This is a genomic window from Cobetia amphilecti (genome assembly GCF_032923285.1).
In the GTDB taxonomy this organism is placed as follows: domain Bacteria; phylum Pseudomonadota; class Gammaproteobacteria; order Pseudomonadales; family Halomonadaceae; genus Cobetia; species Cobetia amphilecti.
The window spans coordinates 178,310-201,771 of record NZ_CP136695.1 but is presented as its reverse complement, the minus strand read 5'-3'; the positions used below and the strand labels follow the sequence as shown (position 1 = coordinate 201,771).

Below are 23,462 nucleotides of genomic sequence, written 5' to 3'. Positions count from 1 at the left end.
AGGCTTGCGCCATCACGAGACGGGGCGAGATCAGGCCGCCTGGGCACCGATGCCGGAGTGACGCAGCAGGGCATCGACTTGCGGGTCACGGCCACGGAAGGCGCGGAACAGCTCGGCGGCGTCACGCGAGCCACCGCGTGCCAGTACCTCGTCACGGAAGCGTTGGCCGGTGGCGGTATCGAAGACCGCGCTTTCCTCGAAGGCACTGAAGGCGTCTGCCGACAGCACCTCGGCCCACTTGTAGCTGTAGTAACCCGCGGCGTAACCGCCGGCGAAGATATGGCTGAAGCCATTCTGGAAGCGATTGAACTCGACCGCCGGCACCACGGCGACCTTGCTGCGCACCTCGTCGAGCAGCGCCTGGACATCGCTGGCCGACGGCTTGTCGAGCTCATGATGCAGGCGGAAGTCGAACAGCGAGAACTCCAGCTGGCGGACCATGGTCATCGCCGCCTGGAAATTGCGGGCTGCCTGCAGGCGCTCGAGCATGTCGTCGGGCAGGCGCTCGCCGGTGTCGACGTGACGTGCGATCAGATCCAGCCCTTCACGCTCGTAGCAGAAGTTCTCCATGAACTGGCTGGGCAGCTCGACGGCGTCCCAGGCCACGCCATTGATGCCGGAGACTTCGGCGACTTCCTGGCGGGTCAGCATGTGATGCAGGCCGTGACCGAACTCGTGGAACAGCGTGACCACTTCATCGTGGGTCAGCAGTGCCGGGCGATCGCCCACCGGGCGGGTGAAGTTGCAGGTCAGGTAGGCGACCGGCAACTGCAGGCTGCCATCCTCGCGGCGACGACGGACGCGGCACTCATCCATCCAGGCACCGCCTCGCTTGCCTTCACGCGCGTAGAGATCGAGATAGAAGCCGGCGATCGGGGTGTCATTCTCGATCACCTCGTAGTAGCTGACGTCCTCGTGCCATACCGGCACTTCGCGCTGCTTGAAGGTGATGCCGTAGAGGCGGTTGACGACCTCGAACAGCCCGTCGATGGCCTGCGGCGCCGGGAAGTAGGGGCGCAGCTGCTCCTGATTGATCGCGTAGCGCGACTCGCGCAGCTTCTCGCTGGCGTAGCCGACATCCCACGGCTGCAGGTCGTCGATACCGAGGCTCTCGGTGGCGTAGGCCGCCAGCTCGTTGAACTCTTCACGCGCCTGCGGCACGGCGCGGGTGGCGAGGTCATCCAGGAAGGCGATGACCTGCGCCGGCGAGTCGGCCATCTTGGTCGCCAGCGACAGCGAGGCGTAGTCGTCGAAGCCGATCAGCGCGGCCAGCTCCTGACGCAGGGCCAGAATCTCCTCGATCACCGGGCCGTTGTCGAACTCACCGGCGTTGGGACCCTTCTCCGAGGCGCGCGTGACGAAAGCGGTGTAGACCTCCTCGCGCAGCTCGCGGTTGTCGGCATAGCTGAGCACCGGGAAGAAGCTCGGGAAGTCCAGGGTGATGCGATAGCCTTCCAGACCCTTGGCTTCGGCATTGGCCTTGAGCGCTTCCAGGCCGCTTTCCGGTACGCCCGCCAGTGCCTCTTCACCGACATCCTTGTGCCAGGCCTGGGTGGCATCCAGCACATGGTTGGAGAAGGTGTTGGAGAGCTCGGACAGGCGCGCCTGGATCTCGCCGTAACGCTGCTTCTTGTCTTGCGGCAGATCGACACCGGCGAGGCGGAAGTCGCGCAGGCTGTTGGTGATCGCCTTCTGCTGGGCTTCATCGAGGCTTGCGAACTCATCGCTGTCCGCGAGGCGCTGATAGGCCGCGGCCAGGTCGCTGTTCTGACCCACCCAGGTGGAGTAGGCCGACAGCTTGGCGAGACAGGCCTGATAGGCTTCACGCAGCTTGGGCGAGTTCATGGTCGAGTTGAGGTGCGATACCGGCGACCAGGCCTGGCTCAGGCGATCACCCAGCGCTTCCAGCGGCGCGGCGAAGTTGTCCCAGCGCGTGTCATCGCGGGTGGCCTCGATCAGGCGCTCCATCTCCTGCTGGTTGTGCTCCAGCAGTTCGCTGATCGCGTCTTCGACGTGCTCGGCCTTGAGGGTATCGAATGGCGGCAGGGTGTTGCGTTCCAGCAGGGGATTGATCGACATGGGGTACCTCGCACGATTCAGGTGGGCAGTCGCGGGATGCGATGAAGAAGGAGGTGCCTTGGCACATCGGGAAACAGCATCACCGTGACTGCGGGGATACCTTGAATGTGAGGCCTCGGCGCGCGTTATTCAATCTATCGCCTCGATAGGCGGGCGCTGCCACGCGCATGTCGCATTGGCCGAGGCCGGTACGGCTGCTATCTTGCTGCCCTTGATCACTGTTGCTGGACCCGCCTTTCTTTACCAACGTTCCTTGACCACGAGAGCAGACATGAGCGAAACCACCGAACGCTGGGGCAGTCGCCGAGCCTTCATTCTTGCCGTGACCGGCGCAGCCGTCGGGCTGGGCAATATCTGGCGCTTCCCCTACATGACCGGTGAGAACGGCGGTTCGGCATTTCTGCTGCTGTATATCGGTTTCGTGCTGTTGCTGGGCCTGCCGGTGATGATGGCCGAGATCATGATCGGGCGTGCCGGACGTCGCGGGCCGATGCAGGCGCTGGCCCATCTGGCCGTCAGCGGTGGCCGCACCCCGCACTGGCGCTGGCTGGGGCTGTTCGGCGCCATCACCATGTTCTTCATCCTGTCGTTCTATTCGGTGGTGTCGGGCTGGTCGATCGAGTATCTGGTCGATTCGCTGAAGGGTGACTTCAGTGGCATGAGTCCGCCGGAGATCGGCGCTTCCTTCGGTGCCTTCCTGGAAGACCCGGTCACGATGACCTTCAACCACACCGTCTTCATGCTGATGACGATGAGCGTGGTGGCCGCCGGTATCTCTTCCGGGCTCGAGCGCCTCAACAACCTGATGATGCCGCTGCTCTACGTGCTGTTGCTGGCGCTGGCCGGTTACAGCATCAGCACGCCCGGCTTCGGCCCCGCGCTGAACTGGCTGTTCATGCCCAACCCGAGTGCCATCACGCTGGACGTGATGCTCAATGCCATGGGGCATGCCTTCTTCACTCTGGCGGTCGGGGCCTGTGCCCTGATGGCCTACGGCGCCTACATGCCGGAGCGCCAGAGTCTGCCGACGGCCGCGATCGCCGTGGCGGCACTGGATATCGGCGTGGCGCTGCTGGCAGGGATCGCCATCTTCGCGGCGGTCTTCAGCCAGGGCATGGACCCGGCCTCCGGCCCCGGCCTGATGTTCGTCAGCCTGCCGATCGCCTTCGCCAATCTGCCGGGCGGCAGCGTGCTGCTGGCGCTGTTCTTCCTGCTGTTGCTGCTGGCGACCTGGACCAGCTCGATCAACATCGCCGAGCCCATCGTCGAGGTGCTGGAGGGTTGGGGTCTCAAGCGTCGCCACGCGGCACTGGTGGTCGGTGTCTCGGTGTGGGCGATGGGGCTGTTGTCGGTGCTGTCCTTCTCGAGCCTCAAGGACGTGCACGTGCTGGGCGAGATGAATGTCTTCGATGCGGTGACGACGATTCCGCCGGACTTCTTCCTGCCGATCGGCGGGCTGCTGATCGCCATCTTCGCGGCCTGGGTGATGCCGCAGAATCGTGCGCTGGCAGGCCTCGGCACCTCGCGTGGCTTCTTCCGCACCTGGCGCTGGGTGCTGCGCTGGATCTCGATTCCGCTGGTCGTCGTCGTGCTGGGCTGGAGCTTCTTCAAGTAAGCCCGCTTGCGCAATCGGTGCGTGAATCTGTCGTTGAGTCAGCTCGCGGCGTGGTGCGATGCACGGGGAGCGACGAGCCTGAAAGCGGGGCGTCGGGACGGGGTGTCGAAAACATCGCAACGCGAGTCAGGCCGTTGCGCTATTGGCATCCCGGTGTTTGGCGCAGTAGGCTGGTTGCCTAATTCAGGAGGTAAGGCATGAGCATTAGATCCTTCAAGGGCCTGACGCCGCGACTGGGCGAGCGGGTTTTCGTCGATCCGGCCAGTGTGGTGCTGGGTGATGTCGCCCTCGGGGATGACAGCTCGGTATGGCCGCTGGCGGTGATTCGCGGCGATATGCACCGTATCCGCATCGGTGCGCGTACCAGCGTGCAGGATGGCGCGGTACTGCATATCACTCACGCCAGTGACTTCAATCCGGGCGGCTATCCGCTGGAAATCGGCGATGACGTCACCATCGGTCACAAGGCCGTGTTGCATGGCTGCACCATTCACGACCGCGTGCTGGTCGGCATGGGCGCCATCGTGATGGACGGCGTGGTAGTGGAAGATGAAGTCATCATCGCGGCGGGTGCGCTGGTGCCGCCGGGCAAGCGTCTCGAGGGCGGGCATGTGTATGCCGGCAACCCGGCCAAGGCACTGCGCCCGATCAAGGACAGTGAGCGTGAGTTCTTCACCTATTCGGCGGTGAACTACGTCAAGCTGAAGGATCAGCATCTGGCCGAAGACTACGTCGACTGAGTCTCCCTCGCACAGAGCGGCAGACGCAGCAATGATCACTCCCCCGTTGGCTCAGGCCGGCGGGGGAGTGCTCGTTTCAGGGCCGGATTCTCCACAAGCCAGGGGCGGATTTGCCGCAAGCCAGGGTCGGTTTTCCACGAGCTTAAGAAGGCAGATGTGGCAGTGGCGCGCACAAACCAGGACAAGCCATTGTTTTTCATGAAATGCTTGCGTCATAATCTGGACGTATATCCAGTGCCTGCGTGTGGCGTCTGGTCCAGTGACATCGTCGAGGGCTCGCGACCCGTATTTCATGGCCAATTTTCGTACCCATATCACCGTAGCGGCCTTTGCCGGCGGCATCGTCGCGGCGGCGGGCTGGCAGGGCGGCCTGTGGTCGCTGGCGGAGGGGGTTCCGCTGGCGAGCCTGACCACCTTCGGCGGTATCCTGCCGGATATCGACTCCGACAACTCGCGTGCCATCCGTATCCTGTTCACGCTGTTTGCGGTACTGGCGACCATGGCCTGCGTGCTGTTGCTGCAGGACCGCCTGCTGGCGGGCTCGTTGATGATGGCAGGCGGCGCCACCTATCTGGGCGTGCGCTATGTGGCCAGCGCCATCTTCAAGCGCTTCACCGTCCATCGCGGTATCTGGCACTCGCTGCTGGCGTCACTGCTGTGCTCGCTGGGCGTGACGGCCGCCAGCCTGCATGTGCTGGGCCAGAGTGAAGAACAGGCCTGGTGGCAGGGCGCGGCCCTGTTGTTCGGCGCCATGATCCACCTGCTGCTCGATGAGATGTACAGCGTCGACATGGTCGGCGCACGCCTGAAGCGCAGCTTCGGCACCGCCTTCAAGCTGTTCGATTATCGTGAGCCGGGCAACTCGCTGGCGATGGTGGCGGTGATCGCCGCCATGACGCCCTGGCTGCCACCATTGTCGGTACTGGTCGACATCATGCACCTGCAGGGGCCGCTGTCCGTGTTCGGTGCAGGCCTGTCACGGCTGATGGCCGGCGTCTGATGCCGTCTGGCTGAAGGCCGGCGCGAATCTCCGTTGCGATGCCTTAGTTGTGATGCCTTGGTTGTGATGCATCAGGCACGATAGGGCTCGGCACTCAGGCCGTGCTTCTTGAGTTTGTCGTAGAGCGTCTTGCGCGGCAGCCCCAGCCGTTCGCAGGCCATCACCACCTGACCTTTGCTGGCCGCCAGGGCCTCGCGAATCAGCGCGGCCTCGAACGCCTCCATGCGCTGCGGCAGCGATTGCGCCTGCGTGGCTGCCTTCACGTTGTGCTCCAGTTCCCCCAGCTCGCCTGATTCCCTCGGTTCGCCTGAAGCATGCCGCTCGCCCGTGCCGGCGGTGATGTCTACTCTGACCGCCTCTCTTGCGGCTTCCGTGCTGTTCACGGCCGGGCCACTCGTGCCCGCGGTGAGCGGTCGCCCTTCCGCCATGCTGTCGCCGATGTTGCCCTCCAGTCCGCCCAGCAGCACATGGCGTTCCGCACAGTTTCTCAGTTCACGCACGTTGCCCGGCCAGTCATGCGCCAGCAGTGCCTGCAGGGTGGTGGCGTCCAGCGGCGGGACTTCCAGACTGGTGCGTTCGCTGGCCAGGATCGCGAAGTGCCGGAACAGCTGCAGGATGTCCTCGGCATGCTCGCGCAGTGGCGGCAGATACAGCGTGACCACGTTCAGGCGGTAGTAGAGGTCTTCGCGAAACTCGCCGGCGCTGGCCGCTTCGCGCAGATCCCGCTTGGTGGCGGCGATGACGCGGATATCGATGGGGCGTGGCGTATTGCTGCCGAGCCGCTCGATGCTGCGCTCCTGCAGCACCCGCAACAGTTTTATCTGCAATGACATCGGCATCGATTCGATCTCATCGAGAAACAGGGTGCCGCCGTCGGCGTGTTCCAGCTTGCCGATGCGGCGCTCGCTGGCACCGGTGAAGGCACCTTTCTCATGGCCGAACAGTTCCGACTCGATCAACGTCTCCGGCATGCCGCCACAATTGAGCGCCACGAAGGGCTTGCTGGCGCGAGCGCTGCGCTCGTGCAGACAGCGGGCGACACGGTCCTTGCCGGCGCCGGTTTCGCCATACAGCAGGGTGTCGGCATCGACCGCCGCCAGGCGTGACACCTGAGCATCCAGGCGCTGCATGATGTCACTGCTGCCCACCAGCCTGGGGCCGGCGCTGTTGCGCTGGGTATCCAGCTGTTCGCGCAGCGAGCGGTTCTCCAGCGCCAGCCGGCGGGCGGCCACCGCACGCCGAACGCCATCGAGCATGCGCTCGCGATCGAAGGGCTTCTCGATGAAATCCCAGGCGCCGGCCTGCATGGCCGCGACGGCGGTGTCGATGTCGCCATGTCCCGTCATCACGATCACCGGCAGCTCGTCATCCACGGCATGCGCCGCGTGCAGCAGGCTCAGGCCATCCATGCCCGGCATGCGAATGTCCGTGATCACCACACCCTCGAAGGGCGCTTCGGCGCGCAGGATCGCCAGTGCCTGCTCGGCACTGGCCAGCGGGTGAGTGCGGTAATCGGCCAGCATCAGGCTCTGGCTCAGGCTGTCGCGCAGGTGTGGTTCGTCATCCACCACCAGCACCTGCATGTCGGTATTCGTGACGTCGCTCATGACGGCTCCTGTGAATGGTTGGCGGTGGGTGGCATCGGGGTTTGTGAGAGCATCGCCAGTGAGGGCATCGAGAGTGCCGGCAGCGTCAGCCGGAACAGTGCGCCACCCAGCGGCGAGGGGTGCGCCTCGAGGGTGCCGCCGAGGTCGGCGACGATACGCGCGCTGATCGATAGCCCCAGCCCGAGCCCCTGGCCGTCGGCGCGCTGGGTATAGAAGGGTTCGAACACGCGCACCAGTTGCGATGGCTCGAGGCCGGGGCCGTTGTCGTGGACTTCCAGCACGACCTGATTGCCGGCGCTGCCCGCTTGCTCATGCAGGTTGAGCTGGATGCTGGGAGGCTCCGTGCGCTCGGGGGGCATGTCGGCAAGCGCATCCAGTGCATTGCCGATCAGGTTGACCAACACCTGCTCCAGACGTACCGGCTCGGCGCGCACCCGGGCCAGCTTTGGACTCGCTTCGCGAATGAGGGTCACGCCGAGTGCCTCGCAGCGTGCATGCAGCAGGCGCAGGGCGTAGTCGAGGCTGGTGGTGAGATCGATGGCTTCCAGGCGGTCACCGCTCTTGCGTGAGAACTGACGCAGCTGCGCGCTGATCTCGCCCATGCGCTGGGTCAGCTCGGTGATCTGGCGCAGGTTGCTCTCGACCTGGGAGGTCTGGGCGCGGGCGAGGAAGGCGCTGGCGTTTTCGGCATAGGCGCGGATGGCGGCCAATGGCTGATTGAGCTCGTGATTGATGCCGGCGGCCAGTTCCCCCAGTACCGCCAGCTTGGCGGTCTGGATCAATTCATCGCGCGTCTCGCGCAGCTCGCGTTCGGCGCGGGTGCGCTCCTCGACTTCGGCACTCAGGCGCGTGTTGCTGGCGGCGAGGTCGCGGGTACGCTCGACCACCCGTTGCTCGAAGGCATCGCGTGCCTGGGCGAGTTGTTCGGCCTGGGCACGGCGTTCGCTGACATCGAAGACCGTGACCAGCCAGCGCGGACCATTGGGGCTGGGCAGCGGCGAGCAGGAAAGCTCCAGTGGTACCGCGACACCCTCGCGCAGGCCATGTACTTCCAGCGGCCCGACGGAGCGGGGCTGGGTCAGGCGGTCCAGCAGGTGGCGCTCGGCCGGCAGGAACAGCTCGCGCAGATCACGCCCTTCGCGGGCGCTGGGCTGGCGGGGTGAGCCGCCCGGTGAGGCATCGGCGCTCAAGGGCGAGCCGAACAGCGCGATGGCCGTCGGATTGAGATACACCAGCCGGACCCGCTCATCGAGGATGCACAGGCCAGCCTGAGTGCGGTCGATGATGCCGCGCACCCGTTGCTGGCTGCTGGCGAGATTCTGGCGCTCGCGCTCGGCGAACAGGCGCCGCTCACGCAGGATGCGCAGTCGCTGCCAGCCCAGCCCTGCCAGCAGACACAGCAAGGCATAACCACCGGCCGCGAGTCCGGCCGCTTGCCAGATACCGCTGCGCAGCGGTGCCAGTGGCTTGAGCACATGCAGGCGCCAGCCGATGTCCGGCAGTGGCTGGGACAGGCTCAACCAGGCGTGCTGCCAGAGATCCCCCGGTGTCAGCTGCAACAGCTCGATGGAGGTCGTGTCGCGGCGCGACTCAAAGGGCGGGCCCAGCAGCTCCGGCAGCGCCTCGCGATGATGCAGGCGCAGCGGGCGCAGGCGCTGATTGGCATAGCGCTGGGTGTCGAGCAGCCGGTTGCGTGTCTCCTCGCTGAGTGGCTCCAGCGTGCGCAGTACCCGTTGCGCCTGGCTGGCGATGAAGATCACGCCATGCGGATCAGTGACCATGATGTCAGCATTCTGGTCGAGCCACGCCGCCTCCAGCGCCTCTATCTGCACCTTGACCACGGCCACGCCACGTCGTCCCTGCGGGCTGGTGACGGCAGCGCTGAAGAAATAACCGCGCTCCCCGGAGCTGGTGCCCAGCCCGTAGAAGCGCCCCTCGCCGCCATTGATGGCGTCTTGCCAGTAGGGGCGGAAGCGGTAGTTCTGACCGATGAAGGTGTTGGCGGAGCGCCAGTTGCTGGCGGCGATGGTGGTGCCGGTGTCATCGACCAGATAGAGGTCCGAGATACCGGCCAGCTCACGCATGCGGTCCAGGCGCTGATTGAGTGCCACTTCCGCGCTGGGGTCTTCTGGGTGATCGAGAAAGTCGCGCAGCTGGTCATTCTCTGCCACCAGTCTGGGCAGATAGGCGTGGCGATTCAGCTGGCCACGCAGGCTGGCGGCGGTCAGGCGCAGTTCGTTGTCTGCTTCATGCCCCAGGCGCTCCAGACCGTGGCTGCGGGCCATCGAGACCGCCTGCCACACGCACAGCATCAGCCCCAGCGGTAGCATGACCGCCAGTACGAGACGCCACAGCTGGGGCAGGCGCGTGTCCTTCATCGGCAAGCCTTCATGTTCAGGCCCTCATCTCAAGCACTGCATATCCGGAACTTCATATTCAGCCAGAGCGTCATGACTGAGCGTCATGCGCCATCCGGCGCCGCCTGGGCACGGCGCAAGGCGCGCTGGGCACGAGTCTCGGCGCGTTCCAGTTCCAGCAGCGAATCCTCGACGAATACCAGATGCTCATGGGCGGCGTTGCGTGCATCTTCGGCGCGGCCTTCCATGATCGCCTCGAACAGGCTGCGGTGCTGCTGGATCAGGCGCGGGCGTGATTCCGGCTTCTCGAACAGGTGGCGCAGGTTGGCCACGATGCTCTTCTCCAGCAACTGGAACAGGCTGCGCATCGAGTGCAGCAGCACCACGTTGTGCGCGGCCTCGGCGATGGCGAGGTGGAAGGCGGCATCGGCACCGGCCTCGCGCTCCGGGTCACGTCCCTCGAAGCTCTTCTCCAGGTCCTCGAAGCGCTGGCGCAGCATTGCCTTGTCGGCAGGGGTGGAGCGCATGGCGGCGTAGTAGGCGCTGATGCCCTCCAGCGCATCGCGAAATTCCAGCAGGTCGAGATTGAACTCGCCGTGGCGACCCAGCAGCGCGCTGAGCGGGTCCGACCAGGCGCGCGCCAGCTCTTCAGAGACATAGGTGCCGCCGCCCTGGCGTGAGGTCAGCAGTCCGCGCGCTGCCAGCTTCTGGATGGCCTCCCGCACGGAGGGGCGCGAGACCTCGAACTGCTCGGCCAGGGTGCGCTCCGGTGGCAGGCGCTCGCCGGGTTTCAGGCTGCCTTCGATGATCATGCTTTCGAGGCGCTCGGTGAGTACATCGGCGATACGGGGTTGGCGGACGGGGGCGTAACGCATGGAAGTGTCCTTGCGGCAAAGGTGAAAGGCGGCGCCGAACGCTGGAATGCCGGTGTGCGGCATGCAAGAGAGGGGCGCTTGCGGCGCTGCCGATGATCAGTGTGGCCCGTGGGCATTCCACGCCACAGCCGACATTGGTCTTACCAATATGTGTGATAACCACGCCTCGCGTGGGAGATGAGTGCTATCAATAATTGGTAAGACCAATTTTACGCAATGAAGCTTCTTTGACCAATGTCTAGATACCTTGTGCTACATGATGTTTGACCCCTTTCGAGGCGAAGCCTAGATTATGCCGAAGCACAGCAGGGTAAATTGGTAAGACCAATTTATCGGAAGGCCTGACCCAAGGGTGCGCCAACCCCCGAGTCCTTCACTGCCGTGCCAGACAACAATCACAACAATTCGCCTGCGGAGTTTCCGTCATGTCCGAGCCACTGCTGGCCTTGCTGGCCTTCACCCCTATCCTGCTGGCGGGCATCCTGCTCGTCGGTCTGCAATGGCCCGCGCGTCGCGCCATGCCATTGGTCTTTCTCGTCACCGCTGCCATCGGCTACTTCGTGTGGCAGATGTCGCTGACGCGCATTCTGGCCTCCACGCTGCAAGGGCTGATGGTGACCGTCTCGGTACTGTGGATCATCTTCGGCGCCATCTTCCTGCTCAATACGCTCAAGCATTCCGGGGCGATCGCGGTGATCCGCGGCGCCTTCACCACCGTCAGTCCCGACCGTCGCGTACAGGCCATCATCATCGCCTGGCTGTTCGGCAGCTTCATCGAGGGGGCTTCCGGCTTTGGTACGCCTGCGGCCATCGCGGCGCCGTTGCTGGTCGCCATCGGCTTCCCGGCGCTGGGGGCGGTGATGGTGGGCATGATGATCCAGTCGACGCCGGTATCATTCGGGGCGGTGGGCACGCCGATCGTGATCGGCGTGAATGCTGGCCTCGACAAGGCCAATCTCGGTGAGCAGCTACTGGCGAACCATTCCAGCTGGGAGGCCTTCATGCAGCTGATCACCTCGGAGGTCGCCATCGTGCATGGCATCGTCGGCCTGCTGATGCCGCTGTTCATGACCGTGATGATGACGCGCTTCTTCGGCGCGAAGAAAAGCTGGAGCGAGGGGCTGTCGATTGCGCCGTTCGCGCTGTTCGCCGGCCTGTGCTTCACGCTGCCCTACGTGGCGGCGGGTATCTTCCTCGGCCCGGAGTTCCCGTCACTGATCGGCGCTCTGGTCGGCTTGATCCTCGTGGTGCCAGCGGCGCGTGCCGGCTTTCTACTGCCGAAGGACAGCTGGGATTTTCCGCCCGAGGCCGAGTGGCCCAGGCATTGGCTGGGTGACCTGACGCTGGAGCGTGATGATGTCGAGGCCGCCGCGGCGGGCAGAAAGCCGCTGCCTCTGTGGCTGGCGTGGTTGCCCTATGGGCTGATCGCGCTGCTGCTGGTCGCCTCACGCGTATCGAGTGACTTCAAGGGCTGGCTGGTCAGCGTGCAATTCAGTGCCACTGACCTGCTGGGTGCCAGCGGTATCTCCGGCGCGATACAGCCGCTCTATCTGCCTGGCGGCATCATGGTCTTCGTGGCGCTGATCACGCTGCTGCTGCATCGCATGGCCTCTCGCCAGCTGGTGGCGGCGGCCAGCGAATCCTGGCGCACACTGGTCGGCGCCGGCTTCGTGCTGGTGTTCACCATTCCGATGGTGCGCATCCTGATCAACTCCGGCGTCAATCTGAACGACCTGGCGTCCATGCCGGTGGTGATGGCGGACGTGGTGGCAGATAGCCTCGGTCAGGCCTATCCGTTGTTCGCCTCGGGCATCGGCGCGCTGGGCGCCTTCATCGCCGGCTCCAATACGGTCTCCAACATGATGCTGTCCCAGTTCCAGTTCAACGTCGCCGCCCAGCTCGGGCTGTCGGGAGCGCTGATGGTGGCGCTACAGGCGGTCGGGGCCGCGGCCGGCAACATGATCGCCATCCACAACGTCGTGGCGGCCTCGGCGACCGTCGGTCTGCTGGGGCGTGAGGGTCGTACCCTGCGCATGACGGCGATTCCGACCGCCTACTATCTATTGGCCTCCGGCGTGCTGGGCATGTTGGCGTTCCACCTGGTGGGTCTGAGTGATCCGCTGCTGCCGTAAGCGTGATCCGTGTTGACTGATACCCTGAAAGACATCCTGACTGACTGATAAAGAGACTGGCCATGACCGCCGCTGCTGCCCCTGACTCCACTTCTCACCCTGCCATGGGCGGGCATGCCTCACCCCAGGCGCGTGCCGCTGCCTATGAAGCCCTGCGCGAGGCGTTGGCGCAGCACATTCCCGGTGAGCGCCTGATCCATGATCCGCTGCGCACCCTGGCCTACGGCACGGATGCCAGCTTCTATCGGCTGGTGCCGCAGCTGGTGGTGAGGGTGCATGACGAGCAGGAGCTGGGGTATGTGTTGTGCGAGTGCCGGGCGCGCAAGTTGCCGGTGACCTTCCGTGCGGCAGGGACGTCACTGTCCGGCCAGGCGCTGACGGATTCGGTGCTCATCCAGCTGGGCGGTGAGTGGCGAGGGGCACAGGTGCTGGAGCAGGGCAGTCGCATCTGCCTGCAGCCGGGGGTGATCGGGGCGCGTGCCAATCAGCTGCTGGCACCCTTCGGGCGCAAGATCGGCCCGGACCCGGCTTCGATCAACAGCTGCATGATCGGCGGCATCGCGGCCAACAATGCGTCCGGTATGTGCTGCGGCACGGCACACAACAGTTATCGCACCGTCGAGGACCTGCGCGTCATTCTCGCCGATGGCACCTGCCTGGATACGGCCTCGCCGGAGAGCGTGCAGGCCTTTCGCGCCAGTCATGGTGGTCTGCTGGCGGAGCTGGAGCGCATGGCGGCCAGTGTGCGCGCCGACCCTGAGCTGGCCGAGCGCATCCGCCACAAGTACCGGCTCAAGAACACCACCGGCTATAGCCTCAATGCGCTGGTCGACTATGCCGATGGTCTCGAGATCCTCAAGCATCTGATGATCGGTTCGGAAGGCACGCTGGGTTTCATCGCCTCCATTACCTATCGCACCGTGATCGAGGAGCCGCACAAGGCGGCGGCGCTGGTGTACTACCCGAATATCGATGCGGCCTGTCGCGCCACCATGTTGCTGAAGACGGCGCCGGTCGCGGCGGTGGAGCTGATGGACCGTGCGGCGCTGCGCTCCGTGGAGGACGCACCGGGCATGCCGGACGTGTTGCGCACCCTGCCGGAAGAGGCGGTCGCGCTGCTGGTGGATGTGCGGGGCGCGCATCATCAGGAGCTGGAGGCGCGCATGGCCGAGGTTGCCCGCGTGCTGGAAGGCATCGAGACCTGCGAGTCGTGGGCCTTCACTCAGGATGCGCAGCGTTATGCGCTGTACTGGAAGATCCGCAAGGGGCTGTTCCCGGCGGTCGGTGCAGTGCGTGACTTGGGGACCACCGTGATCATCGAGGATGTCGCCTTCCCCATCGAGCGGCTGGCGGAAGGCGTCGGTGCGCTGACGGAGGTCTTCCAGCGGCATGGTTACTCCCAGGCGATCCTGTTTGGCCACGCGCTGGAGGGCAATCTTCACTTCGTCTTCCCGCAGGGCTTCGAGCGCGAAGGCGAGGTGGCGCGCTATCAGGCGCTGATGGATGACGTCGCGCAGCTGGTGGGGCAGGAATATGGTGGCTCGCTCAAGGCCGAGCATGGCACCGGTCGCAACATGGCGCCTTATGTAGAGCTTGAGTGGGGCAAGGATGCCTATGCCCTGATGTGGCGTATCAAGGAGGCCTTTGATCCGGACAACCTGCTCAACCCGGAAGTGATCCTGACGCGCAATCCTCGCCTGCATCTGGAAAACCTCAAGCCATTGCCGGCGGCGGACCCGCTGGTGGACCGCTGCATCGAGTGCGGATTCTGTGAGTCGGTCTGTCCGTCGAAGAACCTGAGCCTGACGCCGCGCCAGCGCATCGTCATCCGACGGGAGATCGCACGCCTGGCTGCGCTCGAGGCACCGGATGATGCACAGCGCGACCAGCTGGCAGTGCTCAGGAAGGAATACGCCTATCAGGGCATGGAGACCTGTGCGGGCGATGGCCTGTGTGCGACCCAGTGTCCGGTCGGTATCAATACCGGTGATCTGATCCGGGGGCTGCGTCATGAGGAGAACGCCGGTGCCGATCATCCAGGCAAGATGAAGGTGGCGCATTGGGCCGGTGAGCACTTCACTCGGGTCACCAGTGGCATGCGTGGCGTGCTCAGGCTGGCGGATGGGCTGCATGGCGCCGTCGGCACGCGCAACATGCGCCGCCTGACCCAGGCTGCTCGCAAGGTGTCCGGCGACAGGGTGCAGCAATGGACTCCCAGCATGCCGGCCGCCGCTCCGCGTGATTATCTCAAGCATCTCGCACAGCCACTGGGGCGCAGTGCAGCGCCCAATGGGCATGTCGTCTACTTCCCGTCCTGCGCCACGCGTGTCTTCGGGGTCGCTGCTGCTGATCGAGATCCGCGCAGTGTCACGGAGATGGCGCTGGCCTTGATGGACAAGGCAGGCTTCGAGGTCGTGCTGCCGAAAGGGGTGGAGGTGCTGTGCTGTGGCATGGCCTTCCAGTCCAAGGGGCAGTTCGAGGCGGGAGATGCCAAGGCCGCCGAGTTGGCAACGGCGCTGGTGGAGGCGAGTGACGGCGGACGGCTGCCGATCTTCTGTGATACCAGTCCGTGCCTGGCACAGGCTCAGGCCTATGCGCGCGAGCATCTCGAGGTGTCGCTGACTCTGGTCGAGCCGGTGCAGCTGGTGCTCGACTATCTATTGCCCTATCTCTCGATCACACCGCTCAAGGCGAGAGTCGCGGTGCATGTCACCTGCTCCAGTGTCCGCATGGGGCTGGCAGAGCAGTTCGTGGCGCTGGCGCGGCAGTGCGCCAGTGAAGTCGTCGTGCCGGAAGAGATCACCTGCTGCGGCTTCGCCGGCGACAAGGGCTTCAGTACACCGGAGCTCAATGCCTCGGCATTGAAGGGGCTGAAGGAGGTAGTGGTCGATTGCGACTACGGGGTTTCCAACTCGCGCACCTGCGAAATAGGGCTGAGTGAGCACTCCGGGCTCAGCTATCAATCGATTCTCGGTCTGGTCGATAGAGCATCGGCACCAAGGTGATGGGTGGTGTTCGAGATGCATGACACCCTGATGACAATCTCTTGAAAAAGCCCTTGCCCTCACGGCGGTTCGTGCGTAAAGTACGCATCCGCTGCCGGGGACGCATGGCGTTGCCAGCGGTGAACGAGGTTTGCAGGTGATTGTTTTACTTGATGTTTTGAAGTCCGCTTCGACATCATCGATTGACAATCCCGGGCGATTCGCTAGAATACGCCGCACTCCTTACGGAACAGGTGATCGAGCAATGCTCCTCACCGCTTGATGATGCTTAGAGGCAGTCGACTGACTCATCATCAAGTGCTTGACTTCTCAAGCGTTCCGGGTAGAATATGCCTCCTCGCTTAACGGCGACGCTCTTTAAAAATTTGATCAGGTAATTCGTGTGAGCGCTTGCCGATGAGTGGTGACAAGGTCACCAAATATCGGAGCAAGCCTCTCACGAGAAGTTTGACTCTGAACCAAGTTTGGTCTGCTTAACAGACTATCAAGCTTTCAACTGAAGAGTTTGATCATGGCTCAGATTGAACGCTGGCGGCAGGCTTAACACATGCAAGTCGAGCGGAAACGATCCTAGCTTGCTAGGAGGCGTCGAGCGGCGGACGGGTGAGTAATGCATGGGAATCTGCCCGATAGTGGGGGACAACCTGGGGAAACTCAGGCTAATACCGCATACGTCCTACGGGAGAAAGCAGGGGATCTTCGGACCTTGCGCTATCGGATGAGCCCATGTCGGATTAGCTTGTTGGTGAGGTAATGGCTCACCAAGGCGACGATCCGTAGCTGGTCTGAGAGGATGATCAGCCACACTGGGACTGAGACACGGCCCAGACTCCTACGGGAGGCAGCAGTGGGGAATATTGGACAATGGGCGAAAGCCTGATCCAGCCATGCCGCGTGTGTGAAGAAGGCCTTCGGGTTGTAAAGCACTTTCAGCGAGGAAGAACGCCTTGGGATTAATACTCCCGAGGGAAGACATCACTCGCAGAAGAAGCACCGGCTAACTCCGTGCCAGCAGCCGCGGTAATACGGAGGGTGCAAGCGTTAATCGGAATTACTGGGCGTAAAGCGCGCGTAGGTGGCTAAGTCAGCCAGGTGTGAAAGCCCCGGGCTCAACCTGGGAACGGCATCTGGAACTGCTTGGCTAGAGTGCAGGAGAGGAAGGTAGAATTCCCGGTGTAGCGGTGAAATGCGTAGAGATCGGGAGGAATACCAGTGGCGAAGGCGGCCTTCTGGACTGACACTGACACTGAGGTGCGAAAGCGTGGGTAGCAAACAGGATTAGATACCCTGGTAGTCCACGCCGTAAACGATGTCAACTAGCCGTTGGGTCCCTTGAGGACTTAGTGGCGCAGCTAACGCAATAAGTTGACCGCCTGGGGAGTACGGCCGCAAGGTTAAAACTCAAATGAATTGACGGGGGCCCGCACAAGCGGTGGAGCATGTGGTTTAATTCGATGCAACGCGAAGAACCTTACCTACCCTTGACATCCAGAGGACTTTCCAGAGATGGATTGGTGCCTTCGGGAACTCTGAGACAGGTGCTGCATGGCTGTCGTCAGCTCGTGTTGTGAAATGTTGGGTTAAGTCCCGTAACGAGCGCAACCCCTATCCTTATTTGCCAGCGAGTAATGTCGGGAACTCTAAGGAGACTGCCGGTGACAAACCGGAGGAAGGTGGGGACGACGTCAAGTCATCATGGCCCTTACGGGTAGGGCTACACACGTGCTACAATGGCAAGTACAAAGGGTTGCAATACTGCGAAGTGGAGCCAATCCCATAAAGCTTGCCTCAGTCCGGATTGGAGTCTGCAACTCGACTCCATGAAGTCGGAATCGCTAGTAATCGTGGATCAGAATGCCACGGTGAATACGTTCCCGGGCCTTGTACACACCGCCCGTCACACCATGGGAGTGGACTGCACCAGAAGTGGTTAGCCTAACCTTCGGGAGGGCGATCACCACGGTGTGGTTCATGACTGGGGTGAAGTCGTAACAAGGTAGCCCTAGGGGAACCTGGGGCTGGATCACCTCCTTATCGACACTGTCTATCGCTCGCGGCAAGTGCTCACAACGAATTACCTGATCTTATTGCTGGCTTAGCCGGCAGTGGCAAGCGTGCTCATCAGAGCGCGCTTCTCACTGTTCTCTGAACAGCCGCTCTTTAACAATGTGAATCATGCTGACGATAGATGTGTGCGCCAAGCGCATGTCTATCAAAACGATATGTCGGAGAGGTCCGACAGATTCGTAATCCTTGACAGACCCCTTGGGGTTATATGGTCAAGCGATTAAGCGCATACGGTGGATGCCTTGGCAGCCAGAGGCGATGAAGGACGTGATAGCCTGCGATAAGCGTTGGCGAGGTGGCAAATACCCTGCGACCCAACGATTTCCGAATGGGGAAACCCACTCACCATCAGGTGAGTATCTATAGGCCAATACATAACCTATAGAGGCAAACCCGGGGAACTGAAACATCTAAGTACCCGGAGGAAAAGAAATCAACCGAGATTCCCCAAGTAGCGGCGAGCGAACGGGGACCAGCCCTTAAGCGTGACAACTGACAGACGAACAAGCTGGGAAGCTTGACGATACAGGGTGATAGTCCCGTAGTCGAAGTCTGAGTCACGTGAAATCGAGTAGGTCGGGGCACGAGAAACCTTGACTGAACATGGGGGGACCATCCTCCAAGGCTAAATACTCCTGGCTGACCGATAGTGAACCAGTACCGTGAGGGAAAGGCGAAAAGAACCCCGGCGAGGGGAGTGAAATAGATCCTGAAACCGTATGCGTACAAGCAGTGGGAGCACCTTCGTGGTGTGACCGCGTACCTTTTGTATAATGGGTCAGCGACTTATATTCTGTGGCGAGCTTAACCGTATAGGGGAGGCGTAGGGAAACCGAGTCTTAACTGGGCGACCAGTCGCAGGGTATAGACCCGAAACCGGGCGATCTATCCATGGCCAGGGTGAAGATTGAGTAACATCAATTGGAGGCCCGAACCCAAGTATGTTGAAAAATGCTGGGATGAGCTGTGGATCGGAGTGAAAGGCTAATCAAGCCCGGAGATAGCTGGTTCTCCTCGAAAGCTATTTAGGTAGCGCCTCACGTATCACCGCTGGGGGTAGAGCACTGTTTCGGCTAGGGGGTCATCCCGACTTACCAACCCGAGGCAAACTCCGAATACCAGTGAGTGCAGCGTGGGAGACACACAGCGGGTGCTAACGTCCGTTGTGAAAAGGGAAACAACCCAGACCGTCAGCTAAGGTCCCAAAATCCTGATTAAGTGGGAAACGATGTGGGAAGGCTCAGACAGCTAGGAGGTTGGCTTAGAAGCAGCCATCCTTTAAAGAAAGCGTAATAGCTCACTAGTCGAGTCGGCCTGCGCGGAAGATATAACGGGGCTAAATCAGGTACCGAAGCTACGGGTTCATCCTTATGGATGAGCGGTAGAGGAGCGTCGTGTAAGCCAATGAAGGTGGATTGAGAAGTCTGCTGGAGGTATCACGAGTGCGAATGCTGACATGAGTAACGATAAGGGGAGTGAAAAACTCCCCCGCCGGAAGACCAAGGTTTTCTGTTCTACGTTAATCGGAGCAGAGTGAGTCGGCCCCTAAGGCGAGGCGGAAACGCGTAGTCGATGGGAAACGGGTTAATATTCCCGTACCGGATGTGGTTGCGATGGGGGGACGAAGAAGGCTAGGTGAGCCAGGCGTTGGTTGTCCTGGTGAAAGCATGTAGGCCGAGGAATCAGGCAAATCCGGTTCCTCTGAGGTCGAGATGCGAGACGAACTGACCACGGTCAGGAAGTCATCGATGCCACGCTTCCAGGAAAAGCCTCTAAGCTTCAGATCACATGCGACCGTACCCCAAACCGACACAGGTGGTCAGGTAGAGAATACCAAGGCGCTTGAGAGAACTCGGGTGAAGGAACTAGGCAAAATGGCACCGTAACTTCGGGAGAAGGTGCACCGGTTCGAGTGAAGGACTTGCTCCGTAAGCTCTTACCGGTCGAAGATACCAGGTGGCTGCAACTGTTTATTAAAAACACAGCACTCTGCAAACGCGCAAGCGGACGTATAGGGTGTGACGCCTGCCCGGTGCCGGAAGGTTAATTGATGGGGTTAGCTCACGCGAAGCTCTTGATCGAAGCCCCGGTAAACGGCGGCCGTAACTATAACGGTCCTAAGGTAGCGAAATTCCTTGTCGGGTAAGTTCCGACCTGCACGAATGGCGTAATGATGGCCACGCTGTCTCCACCCGAGACTCAGTGAAATTGAAATCGCAGTGAAGATGCTGTGTACCCGCGGCTAGACGGAAAGACCCCGTGAACCTTTACTATAGCTTTACACTGGATGCTGATGTTGTCTGTGTAGGATAGCTGGGAGGCTTTGAAACCACGTCGCCAGATGCGGTGGAGCCAACCTTGAAATACCAGCCTGACATCATTGGCGTTCTAACTCAGGTCCGTTATCCGGATCGAGGACAGTGTATGGTGGGTAGTTTGACTGGGGCGGTCTCCTCCTAAAGAGTAACGGAGGAGCACGAAGGTACCCTCAGCACGGTTGGAAATCGTGCATTGAGTGCAAGAGCATAAGGGTGCTTGACTGCGAGACAGACACGTCGAGCAGGTACGAAAGTAGGTTCTAGTGATCCGGTGGTTCTGTATGGAAGGGCCATCGCTCAACGGATAAAAGGTACTCCGGGGATAACAGGCTGATACCGCCCAAGAGTTCACATCGACGGCGGTGTTTGGCACCTCGATGTCGGCTCATCACATCCTGGGGCTGAAGTCGGTCCCAAGGGTATGGCTGTTCGCCATTTAAAGTGGTACGCGAGCTGGGTTTAGAACGTCGTGAGACAGTTCGGTCCCTATCTGCCGTGGGCGTCGGAAGTTTGAGAAGAGCTGCTCCTAGTACGAGAGGACCGGAGTGGACGAACCTCTGGTGTTCGGGTTGTCATGCCAATGGCATTGCCCGGTAGCTACGTTCGGACGGGATAACCGCTGAAAGCATCTAAGCGGGAAGCCCCCTTCAAGATGAGACTTCCCTGAGGCCTTGCGCCTCCTGAAGGGCCCTTGAAGACTACAAGGTTGATAGGCTGGGTGTGGAAGCACAGCAATGTGTTGAGCTAACCAGTACTAATTGCCCGTGAGGCTTGACCATATAACACCCAAGGGGTTTGCGCAGGCAAACCGCCGGGATTGCGACAGGATCGAGACATATCGGTCAGCATGATTCATATTGCGAGTCACGAGGCCACAAGCCTCGAGACTCAGGCATCGCAAGATGCCACCGTTTCGCCTGACGACCATAGCGAGCGTGAACCACCCGATCCCATGCCGAACTCGGAAGTGAAACCGCTTAGCGCCGATGGTAGTGTGGAGTTTCTCCATGTGAGAGTAGGTCATCGTCAGGCACTTATCCCGAACCGCCCCTGCAGCCTTGCTGCAGGGGCGGTTCTCTTTGTGCTCAGGAAAAACTGGCGCAATAGAAAAGCCGTGTGCAGAAAGACGTGCATGGAAAAGTGGTGCGAGAGATAACCTTCCCAGGCTGCACAGGAAGAAAGTCTTTGGCTCATCATCGTGTTGTGATGGTTCTGTCATTGACGAAAAATGATGTGCGCTTTTTCTTTATCCCTGGTTTTGCCAAGAAACGCCCCTGCAGCTTTTGTTGTGGGGGCGTTTTTTGTGCGGCTTGAGGCACCTCGCATGGGTCTGTCGGCGTCGGAGTTCATCAGAGGGATGCTCATTTCCATCATGTCTGGGTCGGGAGTGGTGTCATTCAGGATGTTTTTTATGCGCAAGACCGTGTTTTTTGCGTGCGCCGCCAGGTGAAGAAAAGGGTGCTCAAGACGAGTCTTGTTGCCAGAGATCGGCTGGCTGGAGTGCTCCAGGTGCCAGAATCAGGGGTGTAAAGGCGAAATCTGGCCTGATCTTCAAAAAGCCCTTGCCCTCACGGCGGTTCGTGCGTAAAGTACGCATCCGCTGCCGGGGACGCATGGCGTTACCAGCGGTGAAAGAGGTTTGCAGGTGATTGTTTTGCTTGAGGTTTTTGAAGTCCGCTTCGAAGTCATCGATTGACAATCCCGGGCGATTCGCTAGAATACGCCGCACTCCTTACCGAACAGGTGATCGAGCAATGCTCCTCACCGCTTGATGATGCTTAGAGGCAGTCGACTGACTCATCATCAAGTGCTTGACTTCTCAAGCGTTCCGGGTAGAATATGCCTCCTCGCTTAACGGCGACGCTCTTTAAAAATTTGATCAGGTAATTCGTGTGAGCGCTTGCCGATGAGTGGTGACAAGGTCACCAAATATCGGAGCAAGCCTCTCACGAGAAGTTTGACTCTGAACCAAGTTTGGTCTGCTTAACAGACTATCAAGCTTTCAACTGAAGAGTTTGATCATGGCTCAGATTGAACGCTGGCGGCAGGCTTAACACATGCAAGTCGAGCGGAAACGATCCTAGCTTGCTAGGAGGCGTCGAGCGGCGGACGGGTGAGTAATGCATGGGAATCTGCCCGATAGTGGGGGACAACCTGGGGAAACTCAGGCTAATACCGCATACGTCCTACGGGAGAAAGCAGGGGATCTTCGGACCTTGCGCTATCGGATGAGCCCATGTCGGATTAGCTTGTTGGTGAGGTAATGGCTCACCAAGGCGACGATCCGTAGCTGGTCTGAGAGGATGATCAGCCACACTGGGACTGAGACACGGCCCAGACTCCTACGGGAGGCAGCAGTGGGGAATATTGGACAATGGGCGAAAGCCTGATCCAGCCATGCCGCGTGTGTGAAGAAGGCCTTCGGGTTGTAAAGCACTTTCAGCGAGGAAGAACGCCTTGGGATTAATACTCCCGAGGGAAGACATCACTCGCAGAAGAAGCACCGGCTAACTCCGTGCCAGCAGCCGCGGTAATACGGAGGGTGCAAGCGTTAATCGGAATTACTGGGCGTAAAGCGCGCGTAGGTGGCTAAGTCAGCCAGGTGTGAAAGCCCCGGGCTCAACCTGGGAACGGCATCTGGAACTGCTTGGCTAGAGTGCAGGAGAGGAAGGTAGAATTCCCGGTGTAGCGGTGAAATGCGTAGAGATCGGGAGGAATACCAGTGGCGAAGGCGGCCTTCTGGACTGACACTGACACTGAGGTGCGAAAGCGTGGGTAGCAAACAGGATTAGATACCCTGGTAGTCCACGCCGTAAACGATGTCAACTAGCCGTTGGGTCCCTTGAGGACTTAGTGGCGCAGCTAACGCAATAAGTTGACCGCCTGGGGAGTACGGCCGCAAGGTTAAAACTCAAATGAATTGACGGGGGCCCGCACAAGCGGTGGAGCATGTGGTTTAATTCGATGCAACGCGAAGAACCTTACCTACCCTTGACATCCAGAGGACTTTCCAGAGATGGATTGGTGCCTTCGGGAACTCTGAGACAGGTGCTGCATGGCTGTCGTCAGCTCGTGTTGTGAAATGTTGGGTTAAGTCCCGTAACGAGCGCAACCCCTATCCTTATTTGCCAGCGAGTAATGTCGGGAACTCTAAGGAGACTGCCGGTGACAAACCGGAGGAAGGTGGGGACGACGTCAAGTCATCATGGCCCTTACGGGTAGGGCTACACACGTGCTACAATGGCAAGTACAAAGGGTTGCAATACTGCGAAGTGGAGCCAATCCCATAAAGCTTGCCTCAGTCCGGATTGGAGTCTGCAACTCGACTCCATGAAGTCGGAATCGCTAGTAATCGTGGATCAGAATGCCACGGTGAATACGTTCCCGGGCCTTGTACACACCGCCCGTCACACCATGGGAGTGGACTGCACCAGAAGTGGTTAGCCTAACCTTCGGGAGGGCGATCACCACGGTGTGGTTCATGACTGGGGTGAAGTCGTAACAAGGTAGCCCTAGGGGAACCTGGGGCTGGATCACCTCCTTATCGACACTGTCTATCGCTCGCGGCAAGTGCTCACAACGAATTACCTGATCTTATTGCTGGCTTAGCCGGCAGTGGCAAGCGTGCTCATCAGAGCGCGCTTCTCACTGTTCTCTGAACAGCCGC

General features: G+C 61.0%; 10 protein-coding genes and 4 rRNA genes. 9 read left to right on the top strand and 5 right to left on the bottom strand.

Translation table 11 applies throughout. The annotated features are described in order from the left end of the window. Positions 1-30: 30 nt before the first annotated feature. Positions 31-2,079 (bottom strand): oligopeptidase A, encoded by a 2,049-nt coding sequence (gene prlC / locus R1T44_RS00930; protein WP_317292399.1) that lies wholly within the window; start codon positions 2,077-2,079, stop codon positions 31-33. Positions 2,080-2,350: 271 nt separating this feature from the next. Here prlC and R1T44_RS00925 point away from each other — a divergent pair, with 271 nt between their 5' ends. The 3 genes from R1T44_RS00925 (at position 2,351) to R1T44_RS00915 (ending at position 5,434) form a co-directional block, all read left to right on the top strand. Continuing rightward, positions 2,351-3,694 (top strand): sodium-dependent transporter, encoded by a 1,344-nt coding sequence (locus tag R1T44_RS00925; protein WP_153636694.1) that lies wholly within the window; start codon positions 2,351-2,353, stop codon positions 3,692-3,694. Positions 3,695-3,891: 197 nt separating this feature from the next. After that, entirely contained in the window at positions 3,892-4,434 is a 543-nt protein-coding gene (locus tag R1T44_RS00920; protein ID WP_043335714.1) for a gamma carbonic anhydrase family protein, read from the top strand. A gap of 292 nt (positions 4,435-4,726) precedes the next feature. Beyond that, positions 4,727-5,434 carry a metal-dependent hydrolase gene (locus R1T44_RS00915; protein WP_317292398.1) on the top strand — a complete coding sequence of 236 codons (708 nt, stop codon included), beginning with the start codon at positions 4,727-4,729 and terminating at the stop codon, positions 5,432-5,434. Between the two features lie 71 nt (positions 5,435-5,505). Here the strand turns inward: R1T44_RS00915 and R1T44_RS00910 are convergent, their stop codons facing one another. From R1T44_RS00910 to R1T44_RS00900, 3 genes are all read right to left on the bottom strand, one after another. After that, the gene (locus R1T44_RS00910) at positions 5,506-7,041 is read right to left on the bottom strand and encodes a sigma-54-dependent transcriptional regulator (protein ID WP_317292397.1); all 1,536 of its coding nucleotides are present in this window, start codon (positions 7,039-7,041) and stop codon (positions 5,506-5,508) included. Further along, positions 7,038-9,419 carry an ATP-binding protein gene (locus R1T44_RS00905; protein ID WP_317292396.1) on the bottom strand — a complete coding sequence of 794 codons (2,382 nt, stop codon included), beginning with the start codon at positions 9,417-9,419 and terminating at the stop codon, positions 7,038-7,040. The genes R1T44_RS00910 and R1T44_RS00905 overlap by 4 nt, the downstream gene beginning before the upstream one ends. Before the next feature lie 83 nt (positions 9,420-9,502). After that, positions 9,503-10,273, bottom strand: a complete 771-nt coding sequence (locus tag R1T44_RS00900; protein WP_317292395.1) for an FCD domain-containing protein — start codon at positions 10,271-10,273, stop codon at positions 9,503-9,505. A gap of 425 nt (positions 10,274-10,698) precedes the next feature. Here R1T44_RS00900 and R1T44_RS00895 point away from each other — a divergent pair, with 425 nt between their 5' ends. From R1T44_RS00895 to rrf, 5 genes are all read left to right on the top strand, one after another. Further along, positions 10,699-12,405, top strand: coding sequence for an L-lactate permease (locus R1T44_RS00895; protein ID WP_043335705.1), 1,707 nt, complete (start codon positions 10,699-10,701; stop codon positions 12,403-12,405). A gap of 62 nt (positions 12,406-12,467) precedes the next feature. Further along, positions 12,468-15,410: an FAD-binding and (Fe-S)-binding domain-containing protein gene (locus R1T44_RS00890; protein ID WP_317292394.1), complete on the top strand. Its 2,943-nt coding sequence runs from the start codon at positions 12,468-12,470 to the stop codon at positions 15,408-15,410. 493 nt (positions 15,411-15,903) lie between these two features. After that, a 16S ribosomal RNA gene (locus R1T44_RS00885) occupies positions 15,904-17,444 on the top strand. A gap of 243 nt (positions 17,445-17,687) precedes the next feature. Further along, positions 17,688-20,574, top strand: a 23S ribosomal RNA gene (locus R1T44_RS00880). A 137-nt stretch (positions 20,575-20,711) separates the two neighbouring features. Next, positions 20,712-20,827, top strand: a 5S ribosomal RNA gene (rrf, locus tag R1T44_RS00875). Positions 20,828-21,257: 430 nt separating this feature from the next. Here rrf and R1T44_RS00870 read toward each other — a convergent pair. After that, entirely contained in the window at positions 21,258-21,494 is a 237-nt protein-coding gene (locus R1T44_RS00870) for a hypothetical protein (protein ID WP_317292393.1), read from the bottom strand. Positions 21,495-21,798: 304 nt separating this feature from the next. Between R1T44_RS00870 and R1T44_RS00865 the strand changes: the two genes are divergently transcribed. Next, positions 21,799-23,339: ribosomal RNA gene (locus R1T44_RS00865) — 16S ribosomal RNA — on the top strand. Together the 16S, 23S and 5S rRNA genes form the textbook arrangement of a ribosomal RNA operon. Positions 23,340-23,462 lie beyond the last annotated feature (123 nt).